Source organism: Rhodococcus sp. T7 (assembly GCF_009872365.1).
Taxonomy (GTDB): domain Bacteria; phylum Actinomycetota; class Actinomycetes; order Mycobacteriales; family Mycobacteriaceae; genus Rhodococcus_F.
The window spans coordinates 41554-60921 of record NZ_WXYH01000322.1 but is presented as its reverse complement, the minus strand read 5'-3'; the positions used below and the strand labels follow the sequence as shown (position 1 = coordinate 60921).

General features: G+C 67.0%; 21 protein-coding genes and 2 tRNA genes. 10 read left to right on the top strand and 13 right to left on the bottom strand.

Annotated elements, in window-relative coordinates; all coding sequences use genetic code 11:
- The first annotated feature begins 18 nt into the window (after window positions 1–18).
- Both rpmB and MLGJGCBP_RS25475 read left to right on the top strand, forming a co-directional pair.
- On the top strand, window positions 19–210 hold the full coding sequence (gene rpmB, locus MLGJGCBP_RS25480) for a 50S ribosomal protein L28 (RefSeq protein WP_005240429.1): 192 nt from the start codon (window positions 19–21) through the stop codon (window positions 208–210).
- Window positions 211–358: 148 nt separating this feature from the next.
- Window positions 359–1159, top strand: a complete 801-nt coding sequence (locus MLGJGCBP_RS25475; RefSeq protein ID WP_160098866.1) for an enoyl-CoA hydratase/isomerase family protein — start codon at window positions 359–361, stop codon at window positions 1157–1159.
- A 30-nt stretch (window positions 1160–1189) separates the two neighbouring features.
- Here the strand turns inward: MLGJGCBP_RS25475 and MLGJGCBP_RS25470 are convergent, their stop codons facing one another.
- The 3 genes from MLGJGCBP_RS25470 to MLGJGCBP_RS25460 are packed head-to-tail and all read right to left on the bottom strand — an operon-like array spanning window position 1190 to window position 3372.
- On the bottom strand, window positions 1190–1867 hold the full coding sequence (locus MLGJGCBP_RS25470) for a uracil-DNA glycosylase (protein WP_201453198.1): 678 nt from the start codon (window positions 1865–1867) through the stop codon (window positions 1190–1192).
- Window positions 1864–2385 (bottom strand): gamma carbonic anhydrase family protein, encoded by a 522-nt coding sequence (locus MLGJGCBP_RS25465; protein ID WP_160098862.1) that lies wholly within the window; start codon window positions 2383–2385, stop codon window positions 1864–1866. Before MLGJGCBP_RS25465 ends, MLGJGCBP_RS25470 begins: the two co-directional genes overlap by 4 nt.
- A gap of 9 nt (window positions 2386–2394) precedes the next feature.
- Entirely contained in the window at window positions 2395–3372 is a 978-nt protein-coding gene (locus MLGJGCBP_RS25460; protein ID WP_160099033.1) for a thiamine-phosphate kinase, read from the bottom strand.
- A 192-nt stretch (window positions 3373–3564) separates the two neighbouring features.
- Between MLGJGCBP_RS25460 and MLGJGCBP_RS25455 the strand changes: the two genes are divergently transcribed.
- Together MLGJGCBP_RS25455 and MLGJGCBP_RS25450 are read left to right on the top strand one after the other, a co-directional pair.
- Entirely contained in the window at window positions 3565–3798 is a 234-nt protein-coding gene (locus MLGJGCBP_RS25455) for an Lrp/AsnC ligand binding domain-containing protein (protein ID WP_087556560.1), read from the top strand.
- A 2-nt stretch (window positions 3799–3800) separates the two neighbouring features.
- Window positions 3801–4397: a DUF3515 domain-containing protein gene (locus tag MLGJGCBP_RS25450; RefSeq protein WP_087556561.1), complete on the top strand. Its 597-nt coding sequence runs from the start codon at window positions 3801–3803 to the stop codon at window positions 4395–4397.
- Between the two features lie 19 nt (window positions 4398–4416).
- On the opposite strand, the gene MLGJGCBP_RS25445 is transcribed toward MLGJGCBP_RS25450, so the two are convergent.
- The 3 genes from MLGJGCBP_RS25445 to MLGJGCBP_RS25435 all read right to left on the bottom strand — a co-directional run bounded on the left by MLGJGCBP_RS25445 (window position 4417) and on the right by MLGJGCBP_RS25435 (window position 7748).
- The gene (locus tag MLGJGCBP_RS25445) at window positions 4417–5526 is read right to left on the bottom strand and encodes a D-alanine--D-alanine ligase family protein (RefSeq protein WP_160098860.1); all 1110 of its coding nucleotides are present in this window, start codon (window positions 5524–5526) and stop codon (window positions 4417–4419) included.
- A gap of 94 nt (window positions 5527–5620) precedes the next feature.
- Entirely contained in the window at window positions 5621–6745 is a 1125-nt protein-coding gene (locus tag MLGJGCBP_RS25440; RefSeq protein WP_160098858.1) for a cystathionine gamma-lyase, read from the bottom strand.
- Between the two features lie 4 nt (window positions 6746–6749).
- On the bottom strand, window positions 6750–7748 hold the full coding sequence (locus tag MLGJGCBP_RS25435) for an NAD(P)H-dependent glycerol-3-phosphate dehydrogenase (protein ID WP_072937764.1): 999 nt from the start codon (window positions 7746–7748) through the stop codon (window positions 6750–6752).
- Window positions 7749–7919: 171 nt separating this feature from the next.
- On the opposite strand from MLGJGCBP_RS25435, the gene cofC reads away from it, so the two are divergent.
- The 3 genes from cofC (at window position 7920) to MLGJGCBP_RS25420 (ending at window position 11865) form a co-directional block, all read left to right on the top strand.
- Window positions 7920–8621, top strand: a complete 702-nt coding sequence (gene cofC, locus MLGJGCBP_RS25430) for a 2-phospho-L-lactate guanylyltransferase (protein WP_328799608.1) — start codon at window positions 7920–7922, stop codon at window positions 8619–8621.
- Between the two features lie 68 nt (window positions 8622–8689).
- A complete protein-coding gene (locus tag MLGJGCBP_RS25425) occupies window positions 8690–10894 on the top strand; it encodes an RNA degradosome polyphosphate kinase (protein ID WP_087556564.1) in 2205 nt (734 codons plus the stop codon).
- Between the two features lie 35 nt (window positions 10895–10929).
- Complete coding sequence (locus MLGJGCBP_RS25420) at window positions 10930–11865, top strand: NUDIX hydrolase (RefSeq protein WP_160098854.1); 936 nt, start codon at window positions 10930–10932, stop codon at window positions 11863–11865.
- 102 nt (window positions 11866–11967) lie between these two features.
- Here MLGJGCBP_RS25420 and MLGJGCBP_RS25415 read toward each other — a convergent pair whose 3' ends face one another.
- The 3 genes from MLGJGCBP_RS25415 to leuC all read right to left on the bottom strand — a co-directional run bounded on the left by MLGJGCBP_RS25415 (window position 11968) and on the right by leuC (window position 14873).
- Window positions 11968–12657, bottom strand: a complete 690-nt coding sequence (locus tag MLGJGCBP_RS25415; protein ID WP_160098852.1) for an HU family DNA-binding protein — start codon at window positions 12655–12657, stop codon at window positions 11968–11970.
- 158 nt (window positions 12658–12815) lie between these two features.
- Entirely contained in the window at window positions 12816–13424 is a 609-nt protein-coding gene (gene leuD / locus MLGJGCBP_RS25410; protein ID WP_087556567.1) for a 3-isopropylmalate dehydratase small subunit, read from the bottom strand.
- 27 nt (window positions 13425–13451) lie between these two features.
- The gene (leuC, locus tag MLGJGCBP_RS25405; protein WP_160098850.1) at window positions 13452–14873 is read right to left on the bottom strand and encodes a 3-isopropylmalate dehydratase large subunit; all 1422 of its coding nucleotides are present in this window, start codon (window positions 14871–14873) and stop codon (window positions 13452–13454) included.
- A 136-nt stretch (window positions 14874–15009) separates the two neighbouring features.
- Between leuC and MLGJGCBP_RS25400 the strand changes: the two genes are divergently transcribed.
- From MLGJGCBP_RS25400 to MLGJGCBP_RS25390, 3 genes are all read left to right on the top strand, one after another.
- A complete protein-coding gene (locus tag MLGJGCBP_RS25400; RefSeq protein ID WP_087556569.1) occupies window positions 15010–15711 on the top strand; it encodes an IclR family transcriptional regulator in 702 nt (233 codons plus the stop codon).
- 38 nt (window positions 15712–15749) lie between these two features.
- On the top strand, window positions 15750–16268 hold the full coding sequence (locus MLGJGCBP_RS25395; RefSeq protein WP_160098848.1) for a pyridoxamine 5'-phosphate oxidase family protein: 519 nt from the start codon (window positions 15750–15752) through the stop codon (window positions 16266–16268).
- A gap of 86 nt (window positions 16269–16354) precedes the next feature.
- Window positions 16355–16522, top strand: a complete 168-nt coding sequence (locus MLGJGCBP_RS25390) for a DUF5302 domain-containing protein (protein ID WP_150136595.1) — start codon at window positions 16355–16357, stop codon at window positions 16520–16522.
- Window positions 16523–16585: 63 nt separating this feature from the next.
- Here the strand turns inward: MLGJGCBP_RS25390 and MLGJGCBP_RS25385 are convergent.
- The 4 genes from MLGJGCBP_RS25385 to MLGJGCBP_RS25370 all read right to left on the bottom strand — a co-directional run bounded on the left by MLGJGCBP_RS25385 (window position 16586) and on the right by MLGJGCBP_RS25370 (window position 19271).
- A tRNA-Glu gene (locus MLGJGCBP_RS25385) sits at window positions 16586–16658 on the bottom strand.
- A gap of 76 nt (window positions 16659–16734) precedes the next feature.
- Window positions 16735–16806, bottom strand: a tRNA-Gln gene (locus MLGJGCBP_RS25380).
- Window positions 16807–16948: 142 nt separating this feature from the next.
- On the bottom strand, window positions 16949–18424 hold the full coding sequence (gene gltX / locus MLGJGCBP_RS25375; RefSeq protein WP_160098846.1) for a glutamate--tRNA ligase: 1476 nt from the start codon (window positions 18422–18424) through the stop codon (window positions 16949–16951).
- A 73-nt stretch (window positions 18425–18497) separates the two neighbouring features.
- Window positions 18498–19271 (bottom strand): fumarylacetoacetate hydrolase family protein, encoded by a 774-nt coding sequence (locus MLGJGCBP_RS25370; protein WP_160098845.1) that lies wholly within the window; start codon window positions 19269–19271, stop codon window positions 18498–18500.
- Window positions 19272–19368 lie beyond the last annotated feature (97 nt).

The window sequence follows — 19368 nt, the reverse complement described above, 5'->3', positions numbered from 1 at the left end:
TTGAAGGAGTTCGCGACTATGGCTGCCGTCTGCGACGTATGCGCCAAGGGGCCCGGCTTCGGTAAGTCGGTCTCGCACTCGCACCGGCGTACCAACCGTCGCTGGAACCCGAACATTCAGACTGTTCGTGCCGAGGTTGCCCCCGGAAACACCCGGAAGGTCAACGTCTGCACGTCCTGCCTGAAGGCTGGAAAGGTTGCTCGGGGCTGACCCGACGCTGCGTGCGATGTCACTGCGCCCCCGACACTTCGGTGTCGGGGGCGCAGTTCTTTTGTGCCGCGACTGCGACCCGATTCGGCATCGTCGCAGCGCATCGGGGCACGTCGGGCACCGGCAGGGGCCCACGTAAGGTGCAACGGTGACTTCTCTCGATGGATTCAGCAAAGTACAGCTCGAAGACGGCGTCCTGCGCGTCACGATCGCGACGGCGGAGAACGGCACCTCGCTGGACGGCGAGGGTCTGGTGCAGGGTGCCCGCGCACTCGAAGCGGTCGGTGACCGGATCGGCAGCGTCCTCCTCGTCGGTGAGGGCCCGAACTTCTGCGCGGGCGGCAACGTCCGCGCCTTCGCGTCCGCACCGGTGCGCAGCGAGTGCGTCGCCGAGGTGGCGGGCGTCTTCCACGCCTTCGTCCGGGCACTCGACGCCGTGACCGTTCCGGTGATCGCCGGTGTCCACGGCTGGGCGGCGGGCGCAGGCATGAGCCTCGTCTGCCTCACGGACGTCGCGATCGGCGGCCCCGGCACCAAGCTGCGCCCCGCCTACCCGTCGATCGGCTACACGCCGGACGGCGGCATGTCCTGGACGCTCCCACGCATCGTCGGCGACGCCCGTGCGCGGGAGATCCTGATCACCGACGCCGTTCTCAGCGGTGACGAGGCCGTCCGCCTCGGCATCCTCAGCCGCCTCGTCGGCGACGACGTCGTCCAGGACGAGGCGCTCCGGCTCGCCCGCACCCTCGCGGCAGGCCCGACGTCGGCGTACTCGGGGATCAAGACACTCGTGCGCGATTCGCGGTCTCGCACACTCGCCGAGCAACTCGACGCGGAGGCCGAGTCGATCGCCGCCGCGGCCGACAGCCCGGTGGGACGCGAGGGCGTCGACGCGTTCATCGAGAAGAGGCGTGCCGATTTCGCGTCGGTGAAGGAAGCGCGGGACTGACGAAGTCGTACGAGCCGTCCCGGCGGCGGCTTACGGCAGTTGCCAGTTCACCGGTTCCGCGCCCAGGCTGTCGAGGAGTTCGTTCGCGCGGCTGAACGGCCGCGAACCGAAGAATCCGCGCGACGCCGACAGTGGTGAGGGGTGCGCCGACTCGATGGTCGGCACGTCGCCGAGCATCGGTTTCAGGGTGGACGCGTCCCGGCCCCACAGAATCGCGACGAGGGGTTCGGGGCGCGCAACGAGGGCGCGAATGGCCTGTTCGGTGACCGCCTCCCAGCCCTTCTTCCGGTGCGAGGCCGGGAGTCCCGGCTGCACGGTGAGAACCCTGTTCAGCAGGAGCACGCCCTGACGGGACCACGGGGTGAGGTCGCCGGTGGTCGGCGTCTGGTAGCCGAGGTCCTTGCTGTACTCGGTGAAGATGTTGCCGAGGCTGCGCGGAACCGGCCTCACCTCCGGAGCCACCGAGAAGCTGAGTCCGACGGCGTGACCGGGTGTGGGGTACGGGTCCTGGCCGACGATCAGGACCTTCACCTCGGAGAACGGGTGGGTGAAGGCCCTCAGGACGTTCTCGCCGGCGGGGAGGTACTCACGACCGTCGGCGATTTCCGCGCGCAGGAAGTCGCCCATCTCCGTGATCCGTCCGGACACCGGCTCGAGTGCCTCGGCCCATCCGGCCTCGACGAGGTCCGACAGCGGCGCCGCCATCAGTCGAGCCTGCGCAGCGACTCGCGGTAGTAGGCCGCGTTGGCGGCATACATCTTCACGTTCCTGTCGAGGTGCCCCTCGGGGACCTCGTAGTTCTGCCGGATCTTCGCGGGGACGCCGAGCGCCATGCTCCGCGGCGGAACCTCGAACTTGAACGGGACGACGGCGCCTGCTCCGACGATCGACCCTTCGCCGATGACCGAACCGTTGAGCACGATCGAACCGGACGCGATCAGGCAGTGGTCGCCGATCGTCGATCCCTCGATGTGCGCCGCGTGGCCGACGACGCATCCCGAGCCGATGACGGTGGGATCGAAGACCGTGCAGTGGATCACGGTGCCGTCCTGGATGTTGGTGTCGGCGCCGACGGTGATGGTGCCGTAGTCGGCGCGGAGCACGGCCTGCGGCCACACCGAGGTTCCCGCCGCCAGGGTCACGTTTCCGATCACCACGGCGTCGGGGTGGACGTAGGCGGCCGGATGGATGTCGGGTTCGCGGTCCCCGAGCGCGTAGATAGCCATGCGTGCAACCTATACCGCGAAACTCTGCCAGCCGCCGGCCCCCGGCCAGGTCTCGCCGTCGACCGAGATGCCGGACCCGTCGTGGACGACGCCGATCCGGGTCCACCCCGCCGGGAGCGGGACGTCGGCGGGGAAGGTGGCGGTGAAGCCGTGGTCCTCTCCCCCGGTGAGCACCCATTCCCAGTGGTCGGTGCCGAGACTCTTCGCCGCGGACACCAGTTCGGGTGACACGCTCATGTCGGATCGGGTGAGCGACATCCCGACTCCGGACGCGTCGCAGATGTGGCCGAGATCGGCGAGGAGCCCGTCGGAGATGTCGGTCATCGCGTGCACACCGCCGTCTGCGGCGGCCCATGCCGCGGCATACGGCGGGGTGGGGACGCGGTGCGCGGCGAGAAGGTCAGGGAAGTCCGCGGATCCGCCGAGCAGCAGCGCGAGACCGGCGGCCGATCGGCCGAGTTCCCCGGCCACCGCGACCACGTCACCCGGCCGCGCGCCCGACCGCCGGATCGGATTCCTGCCACCGAGATCACCGAGGACGGTGACGGAAATCACGACCTGTCCGGCCTGCACCAGATCCCCGCCCACGACACCGGCTCCGAGTTCCTCGGCGCTCTCACCGATCGCCGCGGAGATGCCGTCCGCCACGTCGATCGGCGTGTCCGGCGGCAGGCCGAGGGACACCAGGAAGGCAGTCGGTCGCGCACCCATCGCCGCGACGTCGGCGGCGTTCTGGGCCACCGCCTTGCGACCGATGTCTCGCGGCGAAGACCAGTCGAGTCGAAAATGCCTGTCCTGCACCAGCATGTCGGCGGACACCGCCACCCGCCCGTCGGCCGCGCGGACGAGGGCGGCGTCGTCTCCGGGTCCGATCAGGGTGGTCGGGGGCTGCACCCGACCCTCCACCGCTCGGCCGATGACGGCGAATTCGCCGACGTCGGCGACGGTGCGGGGCGGAGTCGGGTCCGGGGAATCCGTCGGTGTGATGGTGTGCCTCCAGGCGCGCCGTAGTGTCGGGTGACCCGCGCGACGGCCGTGGGTCCGGTCGACGGAATGTGCGCCTGCGGTACCTTTTAGCTGTTGCCGGGACTACTCGGCACGTGACCGATCAGCGCGCCGAAGCACCCGCGACTCTACCGAGACACCTGCGGGGCGGAACAGGGAAGGGCCGGAGCGAGAGTGCAAGCGTTCATCCTGATCCAAACCGAGGTCGGCAAGGCTGCGGCGATCGCGACCGAGATCGCGAAGATCACCGGAGTGCGGACGGCCGAGGACGTGGTCGGACCGTACGATGTCATCGTGCGGGTGTCCGCGGACGACGTCGCTCCCGTCGTCAAGGAGATCCGTGAGGTCGCCGGCATCACCCGCACCCTCACCTGCGACGTCCCCGAAAAGTCTGCGAACAAGAACTGAGCATGTCCGATCCCGAACCCGAACAGAACACGTCCGACGGCACTTCCGGCCCGGCTCCCGCGGAGCGACGGAATCCGGCGCTCATCGCGACGGCCGTGGCACTGCCCGTTGCCCTGATCATCGGCATCGTCGTCGCCGCGGTCTTCGCCGGACGAAACCCGGCCAAGGAACCCGTGTCGCTGGGGCCCGTGCCCGCGCCGGCGTCCGGTTCCGCGGAGTGCGCCGCCCTGATGGCGGGCCTCCCCGACGCGCTGGGCGACTACACCCGGGCGGAACTCACCGAACCCGCACCCGAGGCGACCGCCGCGTGGCAGCCTGCCGAGGGCGAACCCCTCGTGCTGCGGTGCGGCCTGGACCGTCCCGCGGAGTTCGATCAGGCGTCACCGCTGCAGGTGATCGACGGGGTGCAGTGGTTCGAGATCTCCGGTGCGAGCGCCGGAATCGACGCGAGCAGCTATTTCGCCGTCGACCGCGGCGTGTACGTCGGACTCACCGTTCCCACCGGGGTCGGCCCGACGCCGCTCCAGGACATCTCCGGTGCGGTGTCGCAGGCGCTGCCGCAGAAGCCGCTCGATCCGGCGCCGGTCGCGAATCCCTGAGCGCCGGACCGCCGTTTCGCTACCGCAGGCCGGTGCCGCGGGCGAGGGCGGTGTCGACGAGGGTCGAGACGAGGGTCCCGTAGTCGACGCCCACCGCGTCCCACATGCGCGGGTACATCGAGATCGACGTGAATCCCGGCATCGTGTTGATCTCGTTGATCACCGGGCCGTCTTCCGTGACGAAGAAGTCGACGCGTGCGAGTCCCTGGCAGTCGAGCGCGGAGAATGCGCGCACCGCGAGTTCGCGGATCTCGTCGCTGACCGAGTCCTCGAGTTTCGCGGGCACGTCGAACTCGCACACGTCGTCGAGGTATTTGCTGTCGAAGTCGTAGAACGCCTCGTCGTCTTCGTCGGTGCCTTCCGGCATCCGGATCTCGGCGATGACGCTGGCCCGCACTTCGCCGTCCGGGAACTCGAGGACTCCGCACTCGACCTCGCGGCCGTGGATCCCCGATTCGATGATCACCTTGGGGTCGTGCCTGCGGGCATGGGTGATGGCGTCGTCGAGTGCGGCCCAGTTGGCCACCCGGGTGATGCCGATGGACGACCCGCCGCGGGCAGGTTTCACGAACACCGGGAGGTGGAGGCGGGACTTCTGTTCGTCGGTCAGTGTGGCGGTGCCGGGACGCAGGACGACCTGGAACCCGGTCGGCAGGCCTTCTGCGGCGAGCAGCTTCTTCGTGAATTCCTTGTCCATGCCTGCCGCGCTCGCGAGCACGCCGGGACCGACGTACGGGACACCGGCGAGTTCGAGCAGGCCCTGGATGGTGCCGTCCTCGCCGTAGGCGCCGTGCAGGACTGGGAAGACGACGTCGACGGACGCCAGGATCTTGCCCGCTTCGCCGTCGTCGAGGGCGACGAGGTCGCCGGACCGCGTCGGATCGGCGGTGAGCGCCAGCGCGGACCCGTCGGCATCGACGCTGGGCAGCGCCCGGCCGCGGATGGACAGCGTCTCGGGGTCGGTGGAGCCGAGAACCCACGAGCCCTCGGTGGTGATGCCGATCGGCACCACCTCGTACCGTTCCGGGTCGAGGTTCCTCAGGACGCTTCCGGCCGACACACAGGACACGGAATGCTCGTTGCTGCGGCCACCGAAAATGACGGCTACCCGGGTACGCGGTTTACTCACGACACAAACCGTACCGTCGCCGTGACCCACTCACCGCACCCACCTCTCCTCAATTTTCTTGGCCAACCTCAGGACACGACGGGCGGCACGCACGTCACAATGCGGACAATGCGCTCTCGAGATCGGCGACGAGGTCGTCGGTGTCCTCGATTCCACAGGAGAGCCGCACGAACCCGTCGGGCACGGGGTCACCCCATCGGGCCCGGCGGTCGGCGGTTGTGTGGATACCGCCGAAACTCGTCGCCGGTACGAGGAGGTCGCTGCCGGCCACGAGCCGGTGGAACTGTTCGGCGGAGTCCACCTCGAACGTCACCAGCCCGCCGAACCGGCTCATCTGCCCGGCGGCGACGGCATGCGCGGGATCACCGGGCAGCCCCGGGTACCGGACGCGGTGGGCCGCCGGGTGCGTCTCCAGCACGGCCGCGAGCGCCAGGGCGTTGGCGCATTGCCGCTCGAATCGCAGCCCTGCCGTTCCGAGGCTCCGGTGGGCGAGCCACGTCTCGAACGGGCCCAGCACCGTGCCCGACAGCGCCCTCTCGCGTTCCATGCCGGCCAGGAAGTCGGCGTCCGACGCGGCGATGTACCCCATGAGCAGATCGCTGTGTCCGCTCAAAGTCTTTGTACCGCTGGCGACTACCACGTCTGCACCCAGCTCGAGCGGTTGCTGGCCGAGCGGGGTGGCGGTCGTGTTGTCCACCACGAGAACGGCGCCCGCGTTCGCGCACTGCTCGGACACGATCCGCAGATCCACCACGTCCAGGGACGGGTTGGCCGGCGTCTCGGCCACCACGACCGTCGTCCCCTCGGCGGAGGCCAGCAGCGCGTCGGCCGCCTCGCCGGCCATGTCGGCGGTCCGCAGTTCGTGCACGGTGATGCCCATCGGCTCCAGACGCTCCCGCGCGTACGCGCGCACCTGGTAGTAGCCGTCGGACGGCACGACGACGGTGTCGCCTGCGGTGAGCAGACTCCGCAGCACGACGGTGATCGCCGACATCCCAGAGCCGACGACGAGCGCGCCTGCGGCGCCCTCGAGCGTCGCCAGTGCCGATTCGAGGTCGCGCCAGCCCGGGTTGGAGGCGCGCGCATAGGTATCGGATTCACTCCCCTCGTCCGCACTCAGCTGGTAGGGCGCCGCGAAGACCGGACCCCTCTGCATTGGCGAACCGGGAATCTGTTCTGCTGCAACAGCTTTGACGCATCGGGTCGAATCACCACTCACGGCTTCACTCCGGCTTCGTGCGGCGGCCGAGCAACTGACCGATAGCGTCCTGCACCACGAGACCCTCGTGGCACACCCGGTGCACCGCATCGGTCAGCGGCATCTCGACGTCGTAACTGGCGGCCAGGGCACGCACCGACGAGCACGATTTGACGCCCTCGGCGACCTGACCGTGGGTGGCCGCCTGGGCGCTCTCGATCGATCCGCCCTGACCGAGACGCTCGCCGAACGACCGATTCCGGGACAGGGGCGACGTGCACGTGGCGACCAGATCGCCCACCCCGGCGAGACCCGCGAGAGTGGCGGGTTTCGCACCGAGCGCAACGCCGAGCCGGATGATCTCGGCGAGACCGCGAGTGATGATGCTCGCAATCGTGTTCTCGCCCAAACCGATCCCCGATGCCATACCGCAAGCGAGGGCGATGACGTTCTTGCAGGCGCCGCCGATCTCGCACCCGATGACATCCGAATTCGTGTACGGCCGGAAGTATCCGGTGGCCGAGGCCTTCTGCAGTTCCAGCGCCCGCGTCGAATCCGTGCACGCGACGACCGTGGCGGCCGGCTGACCGATCGCGATCTCCCGTGCCAGATTGGGCCCGGACAGGACGGCGACGCGCCCCGGATCCGCCCCGGTGACCTGAATGATCACCTGACTCATCCGCATGAGGGTGCCGGTCTCGATGCCCTTCGCGAGACTCAGCATCGTCGCGTTCGCGGGGATCATCGGACTCCAGACCTGCAAGTTGTCGCGCAGGGACTGCGACGGCACCGCGAGGACGACGATGTCGGCGCCGTCGAGCGCGGCCCGCGCGTCGTCCGTTGCGGTCAACGACGGAGGCAGGGCAATGCCCGGCAGGTAGTCCTCGTTCTCGTGCCGCGACACGATCGACTCGGCGACCTCGGCGCGTCGCGCCCACATGGTGACATCGGTCCCGGCGTCGGCCAGAACCTTCGCAAATGCAGTCCCCCATGAACCCGCTCCCAGTACCGCAGCCTTGCTCACACAGCCCCCTCGTCGTTCGTTACCCGATGCGCCGCCCACAGTATTGCCGATGCCGAGGTCGAGCGCCGCTCCGCTACCGAACTCGTCCGCTGCTCAGCCGCGATCCGGGCGTCCGGCGCACCACCCCGCGCGGGCTGGCAAGATATCCGCATGAGCACAGCGACCCGATCCGTGGCGCCGCGCGCGCACGTACTCGTCGCGGTGAAGGAACTCCACGCGGCCAAGACGCGGCTGTCGGGCGTCTTCGACACGAACGACCGCACCGGACTGGTGCTGTCGATGTTGCGCGACACCCTGTCCGTCGTCAGCGATGTCGCGACAGTCGTCGGTGTCACCGTGGTCACGCCGGATCCCGCGGTGGCCCGGCTCGCACGCAGCGTCGGCGCGAACGTCTACGCCGACCCCGCCCCCGTCGCCGCCGAAAGCCGGTCGGACGAGGGCGGCACCGAGCACGGTCTCAACGCGGCCCTGGCCGCGGCGGCCGAGCACGTCCGCCGCAACGAGAGCGGAGTCGACGTCGTCGCACTGCAGGCTGACCTTCCGTCACTGCGCGGCGGCGAATTCGGCGAAGCACTCGCCGCGGCGAGAACCGGCGGCAGGTCGGTGGTCGTCGATCATCACGGCACCGGAACGGCCGCACTCTTCTCCTGCGACCCGGCGATTCCCCTCGATCCCCGGTTCGGACCGGGATCGGCGAAACGGCATCTCGACTCCGGGGCGCGTCCTCTCGACGGCCACTGGCCGGGGCTGCGGACCGACGTCGACACCGCCGACGATCTCGATGCCGCGCAGGCTCTCGGCGTCGGACCTGCGACGCGAGCAGCACTCGACGCGCTCGAACACACCGCGCCCTCGCGCTGCGGAAACGAGTAGCCCGCGCACGCCGTGTGAATTTGCCCCATCGATTGTCCGCGGCCGAATTCTCGAGGGATGATCGTGGGGTGAGCAACCGAGAAGCACTCGATCACCCGGCCGACGTCGACGGAAAGAACGGAACCGGCGACGGCATCGTCACTGCCAACCCCACGAACGTTCCGATGGCTCCCCCCGCCGCGACGAGTGCCCTCACGAGCGCGTTGACGGACGGGCTCCCCGAAGATCGTTACCTCAACCGTGAACTCAGTTGGCTCGATTTCAACGCCCGGGTGCTCGCCCTCGCCGAGGACACGTCGCTGCCGCTGCTCGAGCGCGCCAAATTCCTCGCCATCTTCGCATCCAATCTGGACGAGTTCTTCATGGTCCGGGTCGCGGGACTCAAGCGCCGCGACGAGACCGGCCTGTCCGTGCGATCCGCCGACGGCCTCTCCCCTCGCGAGCAACTCTCGCTGATCGCGACCCGCACCCAGGAGATCTCGGAGAAGGCCGCACGGGTGTTCCTCGACTCCGTTCGTCCTGCGCTTGCCGCCGAAGGGATCTCCATCATCGGATGGGACGAACTCACCGACGACGACCGCGAGCGACTGTCGGTGCATTTCCAGGACCAGATCTTCCCCGTGCTCACCCCGCTCGCCGTCGATCATGCCCACCCGTTCCCCTACATCAGCGGCCTGAGTCTCAACCTCGCCGTGACGGTGAAGGATGCGCTCACCGGTGGCGAACACTTTGCGAGGGTCAAGGTTCCGGACAACGTGGGAAGGTTCGTCCGCGTCCGCCGCGACGAGACACCGTCCTCCATCGACGCGTTCCTGCCCCTGGAAGATCTGATCTCCGCTCACCTCGACATGCTGTTCCCGGGCATGGAGATCGTCGAGCACCATGCCTTCCGCATCACGCGCAACGCCGATTTCGAGGTCGAGGAAGACCGCGACGAGGACCTCCTGCAGGCCCTCGAGCGTGAGTTGGCCCGCCGCCGCTTCGGTTCCCCCGTGCGACTCGAGGTCGCGGACGACATGACCGAGCACATGCTCGAACTTCTCCTGCGCGAACTCGACGTCGATCCCGGCGACGTCATCCAGGTGCCCGGACTGCTGGATCTGTCGTGCCTCTGGCAGGTATACGCGGTCGACCGGCCCGCCCTCAAGGACGCACCGTTCGTGCCCGCAACGCATCCGGCGTTCGGCGAGCGGGAAACACCCAAGAGCGTCTTCTCGACCCTCCGCGACGGCGACGTCCTGGTCCACCACCCGTACGACTCGTTCTCCACGAGCGTGCAGCGTTTCATCGAGCAGGCAGCCGCCGACCCGCAGGTGCTGGCGATCAAGCAGACCCTCTACCGCACGTCCGGCGACTCCCCCATCGTCGACGCATTGATCACCGCCGCCGAGGCGGGCAAACAGGTTGTGGCACTGGTCGAGATCAAGGCGCGGTTCGACGAGCAGGCGAACATCAAGTGGGCCCGCAAGCTCGAACACGCGGGTGTGCACGTGGTGTACGGGCTGGTCGGGCTCAAGACCCACTGCAAGACGTGCCTCGTCGTCCGCCGCGAAGGGTCCACCATCAGGCGTTACTGCCACATCGGCACCGGCAACTACAACCCGAAGACGGCCCGGCTGTACGAAGACATCGGTCTGCTCACCGCGGCACCGGAGATCGGCGCCGACCTCACCGACCTGTTCAATTCGCTCACCGGCTACTCACGGAAGACGCAGTATCGCAACCTTCTCGTCGCGCCGTACGGTGTGCGCCGGGGCATCATCGAGCGGATCGACGGTGAGATTGCGCGCAAGCTTCGCGGCGAAGACGCCGGAATCCTCCTGAAGGCCAACGCCTTGGTCGACGAACAGGTGATCGACGCGCTCTATCGCGCGTCCAAGGCCGGTGTGCCCGTCGAGATCGTCGTGCGTGGCATCTGCGCCCTCAAGCCCGGAGTTCCCGGACTGAGCGAGAACATCCACGTCCGGTCGATCCTCGGCCGTTTCCTCGAGCATTCGCGAGTCTTCCATTTCCGCGGCGCCGACGAATACTGGATCGGCAGCGCAGACATGATGCACCGCAACCTCGACCGACGCGTCGAGGTCATGGCGCAGGTGAAGGATCCTCGCCTCACCGCTCAGATCGGCGAGATCGTCGATTCGGCGCTCGATCCCGTCACCCGGTGCTGGGTGCTCGGACCCGACGGCCGGTGGGTTCCGTCGCCGGCGCACGGCGAGGAGGTTCGCGACCACCAGGAGGCCATGATGCGTAAAAGAATGGGCACCGGATCCTGATCGCGGCGTACCCGCGGCAGTAGGGAAGGAACTCGGTGAGCAGCACACCCGGCAAACCGGTCAAAGCCAATATCTTCGCGGCGGGAGCAGTGCTGTGGCGAAAGTCTCCCGAGAATCCCGACGAGATCGAGATCGCGGTCATTCACCGGCCCAAATATGAGGACTGGTCTTTTCCCAAGGGAAAACTCGACCCCGGCGAAACCGCGGTGGTGGCAGCACTGCGCGAGGTGGAAGAAGAGACGGGTATTCGCGCGCGCCTCGGCAGGCATCTCGGCGCGTTGACCTATCCGATTCCGGGGCACCGCCGGTTGAAACGTGTCGAATACTGGGCGGCCGAGGCCCGTGCGGGCAAATTCGTCCCCAACAGCGAAGTGGACGTCATGCGGTGGCTTCCGGTACCGGAGGTGGCCGATCAGCTGTCGTATCCCATGGATCGCAAGATGCTCCGCCGGTTCACCGCTCAACCGCCCGACACCGCGACCGTCCTCCTGGTCCGGCATGCCAAGGCGGGAAGCCGGAAACGGTACAAGGGCGACGACGCGACCCGGCCCCTGGATGCGAACGGCGTACTGCAGGCCGACGCCCTCGTAGCCCAGCTCGAGGCGTTCGGGGCCACCGACATCACGTCGGCCGATCGGACGCGCTGCACGCAGACGGTCGAGCCGCTGGCTCGCGCGTTGGACACGACCGTCCGGTTGGATCCGCTGCTGTCCGAGGAGAGTTACACCGCCGACCGGGCGGCCACCCGTACCCGGGTCCGCAAGATCGCCGCGCTCGGCGGGGTTCAGGTGATCTGCAGTCAGGGTGGCGTCATTCCCGATCTGCTCGACTGGTGGGCGGACATCGACGGCGTCACACTCCCCCCGGCACGGAACAGAAAGGCGAGCACCTGGGTGCTCTCCCTGTCCGGGGGCAAACTCATCGCCGCCGACCACATCGACAGTCCGCTGCCTCCCACACGGAAGGACTGAGCGCACCGACCGGATCTCATCCGGGAACGACGACGACACAGACAGGCGCCAACCCCCAGGGTCGGCGCCTGTCTGTGTTCGGGAAGACCCGTGTGCGCTGTCTTACTTGGCGCGCTTCGCGGGAGCCTTCTTCGCTGCCGTCTTCTTTGCTGCGGTCTTGGCCGGAGCCTTCTTGGCTGCAGTCTTCTTCGCAGCCACCGTCTTGGCCGGTGCAGCCTTCTTCGCCACGGTCTTCTTTGCTGCGGTCTTGGCCGGAGCCTTCTTGGCTGCAGTCTTCTTCGCAGCCGCCGTCTTGGCCGGTGCAGCCTTCTTCGCGACCGTCTTCTTTGCTGCCGTCTTGGCCGGAGCCTTCTTGGCTGCAGTCTTCTTCGCAGCCACCGTCTTGGCCGGTGCAGCCTTCTTGGCGGCGGTCTTCTTCGCTGCCGTCTTCTTCGCAGCAGCCTTCTTGGCGGCGGCCTTGGTGGCGGGCGCCGCTGCGCCGCGCTTGACTGCCGGACCGGTGGCCGGAAGCTTCTGGCCGCCAGCGATAACCGCCTTGAACTGAGCGCCCGGACGGAACGCCGGCACCGACGTCGGCTTGACCTTGACGGTCTCACCCGTGCGCGGGTTACGTGCGACACGTGCCGCACGACGCCGCTGCTCGAAGACGCCGAAACCGGTGATGGTCACGCTGTCGCCGCGGTGCACTGCCCGGACGATCGTGTCCACGACATGCTCGACAGCTTCCGTTGCCGTGCGCCTGTCCGTGCCCAGTTTCTCGGTCAGAACATCGATGAGCTCTGCCTTATTCATTGAAATTCCTCCGCGAACTAATGGTCCATCATCGGACCGACTACGAACTACGGTAAACCTGAATACCGCAGGAGTCTATGTGCCACGCCAATTCTCAAACAACGCGGCACCATTCTCAGGAACTTATTATCTGGTAGACAGGGCTCCGATTCCAACTTTCAGTCGGCCGAAGTGGGCTCCGGAAGGGTCACTGGTTTCCAAGAAGGCCTTGCCTTTTCAAACTCGGAAATGGCTTCTACCTGCCGTAATGTCAATCCGATGTCGTCCAGACCCTCGAGCAGACGCCACCGTGTGTAGTCATCAATCGCAAAGGGCACCACGGTGGTTCCGGCGGTCACGGTCTTGTTCTCGAGGTCGACGATCAATTCGAGACCGGGCTGTTCGTCGAGCAACTTCCAGAGCAGTTCGACGTCCGACTGGGACACCTGGGCGGCCAGCAGACCGGCCTTGCCGGCGTTGCCCCGGAAGATGTCCGCGAACCGAGACGCGATCACGACCCGAAATCCGAAGTCGGATAGCGCCCACACGGCGTGCTCCCGGGAGGAGCCGGTGCCGAAGTCCGGTCCCGCGACCAGAACGCTGCCCTTGTCGTACGGGGCGACGTTGAGGACGAAGTCCGGATCGTTCCGCCACGCGGCGAACAGACCGTCCTCGAAACCGGTGCGGGTCACTCGTTTCAGGTAGACCGCCGGGATGATCTGGTCCGTGTCCACGTTCGATCGCCGCAGCGGGACGCCGATACCTTTGTGTGTGCTAAAGGATTCCATCGAAAAATCTCCTAAATTCCTTGGGTCCTAGGCCAGATCTGTCGGCGCGGACAGGGTTCCCCGGACTGCGGTCGCGGCGGCGACCAGCGGCGAAACCAGGTGAGTCCGCCCGCCCTTGCCTTGACGGCCTTCGAAATTGCGGTTGGACGTGGAGGCCGAACGCTCGCCGGGCGCGAGCTGATCCGGGTTCATGCCGAGGCACATGGAGCACCCCGCCTGACGCCATTCGGCGCCGGCGGCGGTGAAGATCTCGCCGAGACCCTCCTTTTCGGCCTGGGCGCGGACGCGCATAGAACCCGGCACGATCAGCATCCGGACCCCGTCGGCGACGTGCCGCCCGCGCAACACGTCGGCCACGGCCCGCAGATCCTCGATCCGGCCGTTGGTGCACGAACCCACGAAAACTGTGTCGATCGCCACGTCACGCAACGGAGTTCCGGCTTCGAGACCCATGTAGGTCAACGCCTTCTCCGCGGCGTGACGTTCGCTCTCGTCCACGATCTGCTCCGGATCCGGCACCGTCTCGCCGAGCGGCAGACCCTGGCCCGGGTTGGTGCCCCAAGTCACGAACGGCGTCAGCGTGCTCGCGTCGATGTGGACCTCGTTGTCGAAAACCGCACCCTCGTCGGTCTTCAACTGCTCCCAGGCGGCCACCGCGGCGTCCCAGTCGGCGCCCTGCGGCGCGTGGGGGCGTCCCTTGATGAATTCGTAGGTGATCTCGTCGGGGGCGATCATGCCTGCCCGCGCACCGGCCTCGATGGACATGTTGCAGATGGTCATCCGCGCTTCCATCGACATCTTCCGGATCGCTTCGCCGCGGTATTCCAGGACGTAGCCCTGGCCTCCGCCGGTGCCGATCTTCGCGATGACGGCCAGAATGAGATCTTTACTCGTCACGCCTTCGGGCATTTCGCCGTCGACGGTGATCGCCATCGTCCGGAACGGACGCAGAGACAACGTCTGCGTCGCCATGACGTGTTCGACCTCACTGGTGCCGATACCCATCGCGATCGCGCCGAAGGCGCCGTGGGTGGACGTGTGGCTGTCGCCGCACACCACGGTCATACCGGGCTGGGTGAGACCGAGTTGCGGGCCGACGACGTGGACGATGCCCTGGTCGATGTTTCCCATCGGGTGCAGCCGGACGCCGAATTCCTCACAGTTGCGCCGGAGCGTGTCCACCTGAGTCTTGGAGACGGGGTCGGCGATCGGCTTGTCGATGTCGACGGTGGGGACGTTGTGGTCCTCGGTGGCGATCGTCAGGTCGGGCCTGCGGAGCGGACGCCCCGCCAGCCGAAGTCCGTCGAATGCCTGCGGACTCGTCACTTCGTGAACGAGATGCAGATCGATGTAGATGAGGTCGGGGTTGTCTCCCTCGCCCCGGACCACGACGTGGTCGTCCCACACCTTCTCTGCCAGGGTGCGTGCTTTGTCGGCCATCTTCTCCACCTCTGTGTGTCTCTCGCACCGCGGGCTTCGGGCTGGTCCGCCGTGCGCTTGTTGTCGTTACTGTCTTCCCGACACGCACTCGACGTGAGACGAAGGTGCGCTATGATCCCAATATGCGAGAAAGTGGTATCGACCTATGAGACAGCATAGCGGCATCGGGGTCCTTGACAAAGCGGTGGGCGTGCTTCATGCCGTGGCCGAGAAGCCCTGCAGCCTCACCGAACTGTGCTCGCGCACCGGACTCCCCCGCGCCACCGCCCACCGGCTGGCCGTCGGGCTCGAGGTTCACCGCCTCCTGACGCGTGATTCCGACGGGCTGTGGTGCCCCGGTCCCGGCCTCGCCGAACTCGCTGCAACGGCTAACGATCCGCTCGTCTCGGCGGCGGCTCTCGTCCTTCCCCGACTGCGCGAGATCACGGGCGAGAGCGTGCAGCTGTACCGCAGGGAAGGCACGCAACGCATCTGCATCGCGGCGATGGAGCCGCCCACCGGCCTCCGCGACACGGTTCTCGTCGGGGCACGCCTCCCGATGAGCGCCGGTTCGGGCGCCAAGGTCCTCCTCGCCTGGGCCGACCCGCAGACCCAGCGCACGGTTCTCCCCGACGCGGCGTTCGGCGAGCGCGTGCTGCTCGAGGTCCGCCGACGCGGCTGGGCACAGAGCGCCGCCGAGCGTGAACCCGGCGTCGCCAGTGTCGCCGCACCCGTGCGGGACTCCGCGGGCGCTGTCATCGCAGCGATTTCGGTGTCCGGCCCCATCGACAGGATGGGCAGGCGGCCCGGCGCCCGGTGGGCGGCCGACCTCCTCGCCGCCGCGGAGGCGCTGCACAAGAGACTCTGACCTCTCACGACCGAAACTCACCGCGACAGGAGAAGCCGATGGGGAAGAACCAACGATCGCAGATCACGATGACGGATTCGGAGATCGCCGAATTCGTGGACCGGAGCCGGATCGCCACCCTGGCAACGGTGGCACCGGACGGCAGGGCCCATCTGGTCGCCATGTGGTACGCGGTGATCGACGGCGAGATCTGGTTCGAGACGAAATCCAAATCGCAGAAGGCGGTCAACCTGCGCCGCGACGACCGGGTCACCGTCCTGATCGAGGACGGCCAGACCTACGACACCCTGCGTGGACTCTCGATCGAGGGCCGGGCGGAGATCGTGGAGGACCCGGACGCGATGTTCGCCGTCGGCGTCAGCGTGTGGGAGCGCTACACCGGGCCCTACACCGACGATCTGCGTCCCGCCATCGATCAGCTGCTGTACAAGCGGGTGGTCGTGCGGATCGTTCCCGAGCGCATCAGGAGCTGGGACCACGCCAAGCTCGGCCTTCCAACGATGCCGGTGGGCGGAACCACGGCCGCATACCTCGAGACGGCCGACCGCCGCGCCTGATATCGGGCACGGCGGAAAAACAGGAGTATTCTCGGTGCCCTCGGCGTAGCTTCACAGAGTGAACCGACTACCCGAGGGAGTTCACCGTGACTGACGCCGATAACGAGGACACGAAAAAGAAATTCCGCGAAGCACTGGAGCGGAAGAATCATCAGGCCGGGCTGTCCGCCGATCACAAGGACGCGGATTCCAAGGTGCACCATGCGCACGGGCCTGCCGACCACAAACGCGAATTCCGCCGCAAGACCGGATAAACGACACACCATCCGTATATATAAAGAAACACCCTCCGATTACTCGGAGGGTGTTTCTTTTTGTAGCCCCGACGGGATTCGAACCCGCGCTACCGCCTTGAGAGGGCGGCGTCCTAGGCCGCTAGACGACGGGGCCAGGAACTTTGTCTTGCTTTGGAAGCTCAGCAAGCATAGCTTCCAGAAGTTCGGAGTCAAAATCGGCCGAACTTCCGCTGGGGTACCAGGACTCGAACCTAGAATGGCGGTACCAGAAACCGCTGTGTTGCCAATTACACCATACCCCAATGGCCGTTCTCGAACCGCTGAGCTTCTGGGCTCTGCGGCCCGCCTCGGGCCGAAGAAGAGATTACCAGCCTACTGCCGGGATTTACCAAATCGTATGGTCAAAGGCTGTTTTTGCACCCTTTTCGGCCCGAGGGCGGCGCTTTAACCGGCGATGCCGGCCCGCGCGGAACGCAGCCGGGACAGCGACACGTCGCGTCCGAGCAGTTCCATCGATTCGTAGAGCGGCGGGCTGATGTGCGAGCCCGTGACGGCCACACGCACCGGCGCGAACGCCTTACGTGGCTTGAGGCCCAGTTCGTCCACGAGAGCGGTCTTGAGGGCCTCCTCCAGCGAGGCTGCGTCCCACGCACCGACTGCGTCCAGCGATGCGAGGGCGGCGTCGAGAACCGGCGCGGAGTCGGCCCCCAGGTTCTTCGCCGCGGCGGCCGGATCGATCGCGAAGTCGGCCTCCTCGACGAACAGGAACTTCAGCAGATCCCACGCGTCGGACAGGACCACGATGCGTGTCTGGACCAGATCGGCAGCGGTCGCGAAGACGGACTCGTCCACCGTCTCCCCGAGATGGCCGTGGAGCGTGAGGAACGCACGCAGGCGCGCGGCGAAATCGGCGGGCTCGAGCAACCGGATGTGCTCGGCGTTGATCGCGTCGGCCTTTTTCTGATCGAACCGGGCCGGATTGGAATTGACCTTGGAGATATCGAAGGCGGCAACCATCTCGTCCAGCGAGAACACGTCGTGGTCGTCGGAAATACCCCAGCCCAGCAGCGCCAGGTAATTCAGCAATCCCTCGGGGACGAAACCACGGTCGCGATGGATGAAGAGGTTCGACTCGGGATCGCGCTTGGACAGCTTCTTGTTGCCCTGCCCCATCACGAACGGCAGATGCCCGAATTGCGGCGTGAAATCGGCCACGCCGATCCGCTGCATCGCCTCGTAGAGGGCGAGTTGCCGCGGAGTCGACGACAACAGGTCTTCTCCGCGCAGCACGTGTGTGATCTTCATCAAAGCGTCGTCGACCGGGTTGACCAACGTGTACAGCGGGATCCCGTTGCCGCGGGTCAGCGCGAAGTCGGGCACGGTGCCGGCCTTGAATGTCGTCTCGCCGCGCACGAGGTCGTCCCACGTCAGGTCGTGGTCGGGCATCCGGAGCCGGACCACGGGCTTGCGGCCCTCGTCGAAGAACGCCTGCCGCTGCTCCGGCGTCAGGTCACGATCGAAGTTGTCGTAGCCGAGCTTGGGGTCGCGGCCTGCCGCCTTGTGCCGCTCCTCGACCTCCTCGGGCGTCGAGAACGACTCGTACGCCTCGCCCGCTGCGAGCAGTTTCGCGACGACGTCCAGGTGCAGGTCGCGTCGCTGGGACTGGCGGTACGGCTCGTACGGTCCCCCGACCTCCGGGCCCTCGTCCCAGTTCAGTCCGAGCCAGCGCAGCGCGTCCAGGATCGCCTGGTACGACTCCTCACTGTCGCGGGCAGCATCGGTGTCCTCGATGCGGAACACGAACGACCCGCCGTTGTGTCGGGCGAACGCCCAGTTGAACAGGGCGGTTCGGACGAGCCCCACGTGCGGGGTTCCGGTGGGCGACGGGCAGAAACGGACGCGAACTTCGCTTGTGGTCATGGCTCACTTGGGTCGACGCTGGGAAAACGGACTCCTACAGGCTAGTCCGCTCCCGATTTCGACACGAGAGCCGTCAGCGCTTGGCGGTCACCGGGTTGGTGAGGGTGCCGATGCCGCCGATGGTCACGCTGACGCTCTGGCCGTCGACGATCGGACCGACGCCTTCCGGGGTGCCCGTGAGGATGACGTCGCCGGGGAGCAGCGTCATCACGGCCGACACCCATTCGATGATCTTCGGAATGTCGTGCAGCAGAAGCGAAGTGTTGCTCCGCTGCTTCACCACACCGTCCACCTCGGTGGTGATGTCGACGTCGGACGCGTCGAGCTCGGTCTCGATCCACGGCCCCAGCGGGCAGAACGTGTCGTGGCCCTTCGCCCTCGCCCACTGGCCGTCGTGGCGCTGGTGGTCACGAGCCGACACGTCGTTGGCCGCCGTGTAGCCGAGCACCACGTCGAGGGCCTTGGCCGCGGGCACGTCCTTGCACGGGCGTCCGATGACGACCGCGAGCTCCCCCTCGTAATGAACTTCGTTGGAGGACTTCGGCAGGACGATCGCGGCGTCGGGGCCCACGATCGAGGTGTTCGGCTTGAGGAAGATCACAGGATCGGCGGGCGCCTCTCCGCCCATCTCGGCGGCGTGGGCGGCGTAGTTCTTTCCGATGGCGACGACCTTGCTGGCGAGGATCGGGGCCAGCAGTCGCACATCCGCGAGCGGCCAGCTCCGGCCGGTGAAAGTCGGGTTGCCGAACGGGTGCTCGGCAATCTCCTTCGCGATCCGGGACTCCCCGTCCCCTTCGATACTGACGAACGCAACACCATCGGGACTTGCCACTCGACCAAGACGCATGGCGCCGAGTCTATCGGCCCGGCTTCACCGGCGTGCCGGGACGCCGGGCGACGGGGGGTATAGAATCCGAAGCAGCGCCAATATATGAGAATCAAAT

Bases quoted from the DNA above. Each gene is read 5' to 3' on its own strand.
- rpmB (WP_005240429.1), top strand. From the start codon at position 19: ATGGCTGCCGTCTGCGACGTATGCGCCAAGGGGCCCGGCTTCGGTAAG.
- gltX (WP_160098846.1), bottom strand. From the start codon at position 18,424: ATGACCACAAGCGAAGTTCGCGTCCGTTTCTGCCCGTCGCCCACCGGA.
- MLGJGCBP_RS25370 (WP_160098845.1), bottom strand. From the start codon at position 19,271: ATGCGTCTTGGTCGAGTGGCAAGTCCCGATGGTGTTGCGTTCGTCAGT.
- MLGJGCBP_RS25395 (WP_160098848.1), top strand. From the start codon at position 15,750: ATGGGGAAGAACCAACGATCGCAGATCACGATGACGGATTCGGAGATC.
- MLGJGCBP_RS25465 (WP_160098862.1), bottom strand. From the start codon at position 2,385: ATGGCTATCTACGCGCTCGGGGACCGCGAACCCGACATCCATCCGGCC.
- MLGJGCBP_RS25450 (WP_087556561.1), top strand. From the start codon at position 3,801: ATGTCCGATCCCGAACCCGAACAGAACACGTCCGACGGCACTTCCGGC.
- leuD (WP_087556567.1), bottom strand. From the start codon at position 13,424: ATGGAATCCTTTAGCACACACAAAGGTATCGGCGTCCCGCTGCGGCGA.
- MLGJGCBP_RS25400 (WP_087556569.1), top strand. From the start codon at position 15,010: ATGAGACAGCATAGCGGCATCGGGGTCCTTGACAAAGCGGTGGGCGTG.
- MLGJGCBP_RS25415 (WP_160098852.1), bottom strand. From the start codon at position 12,657: ATGAATAAGGCAGAGCTCATCGATGTTCTGACCGAGAAACTGGGCACG.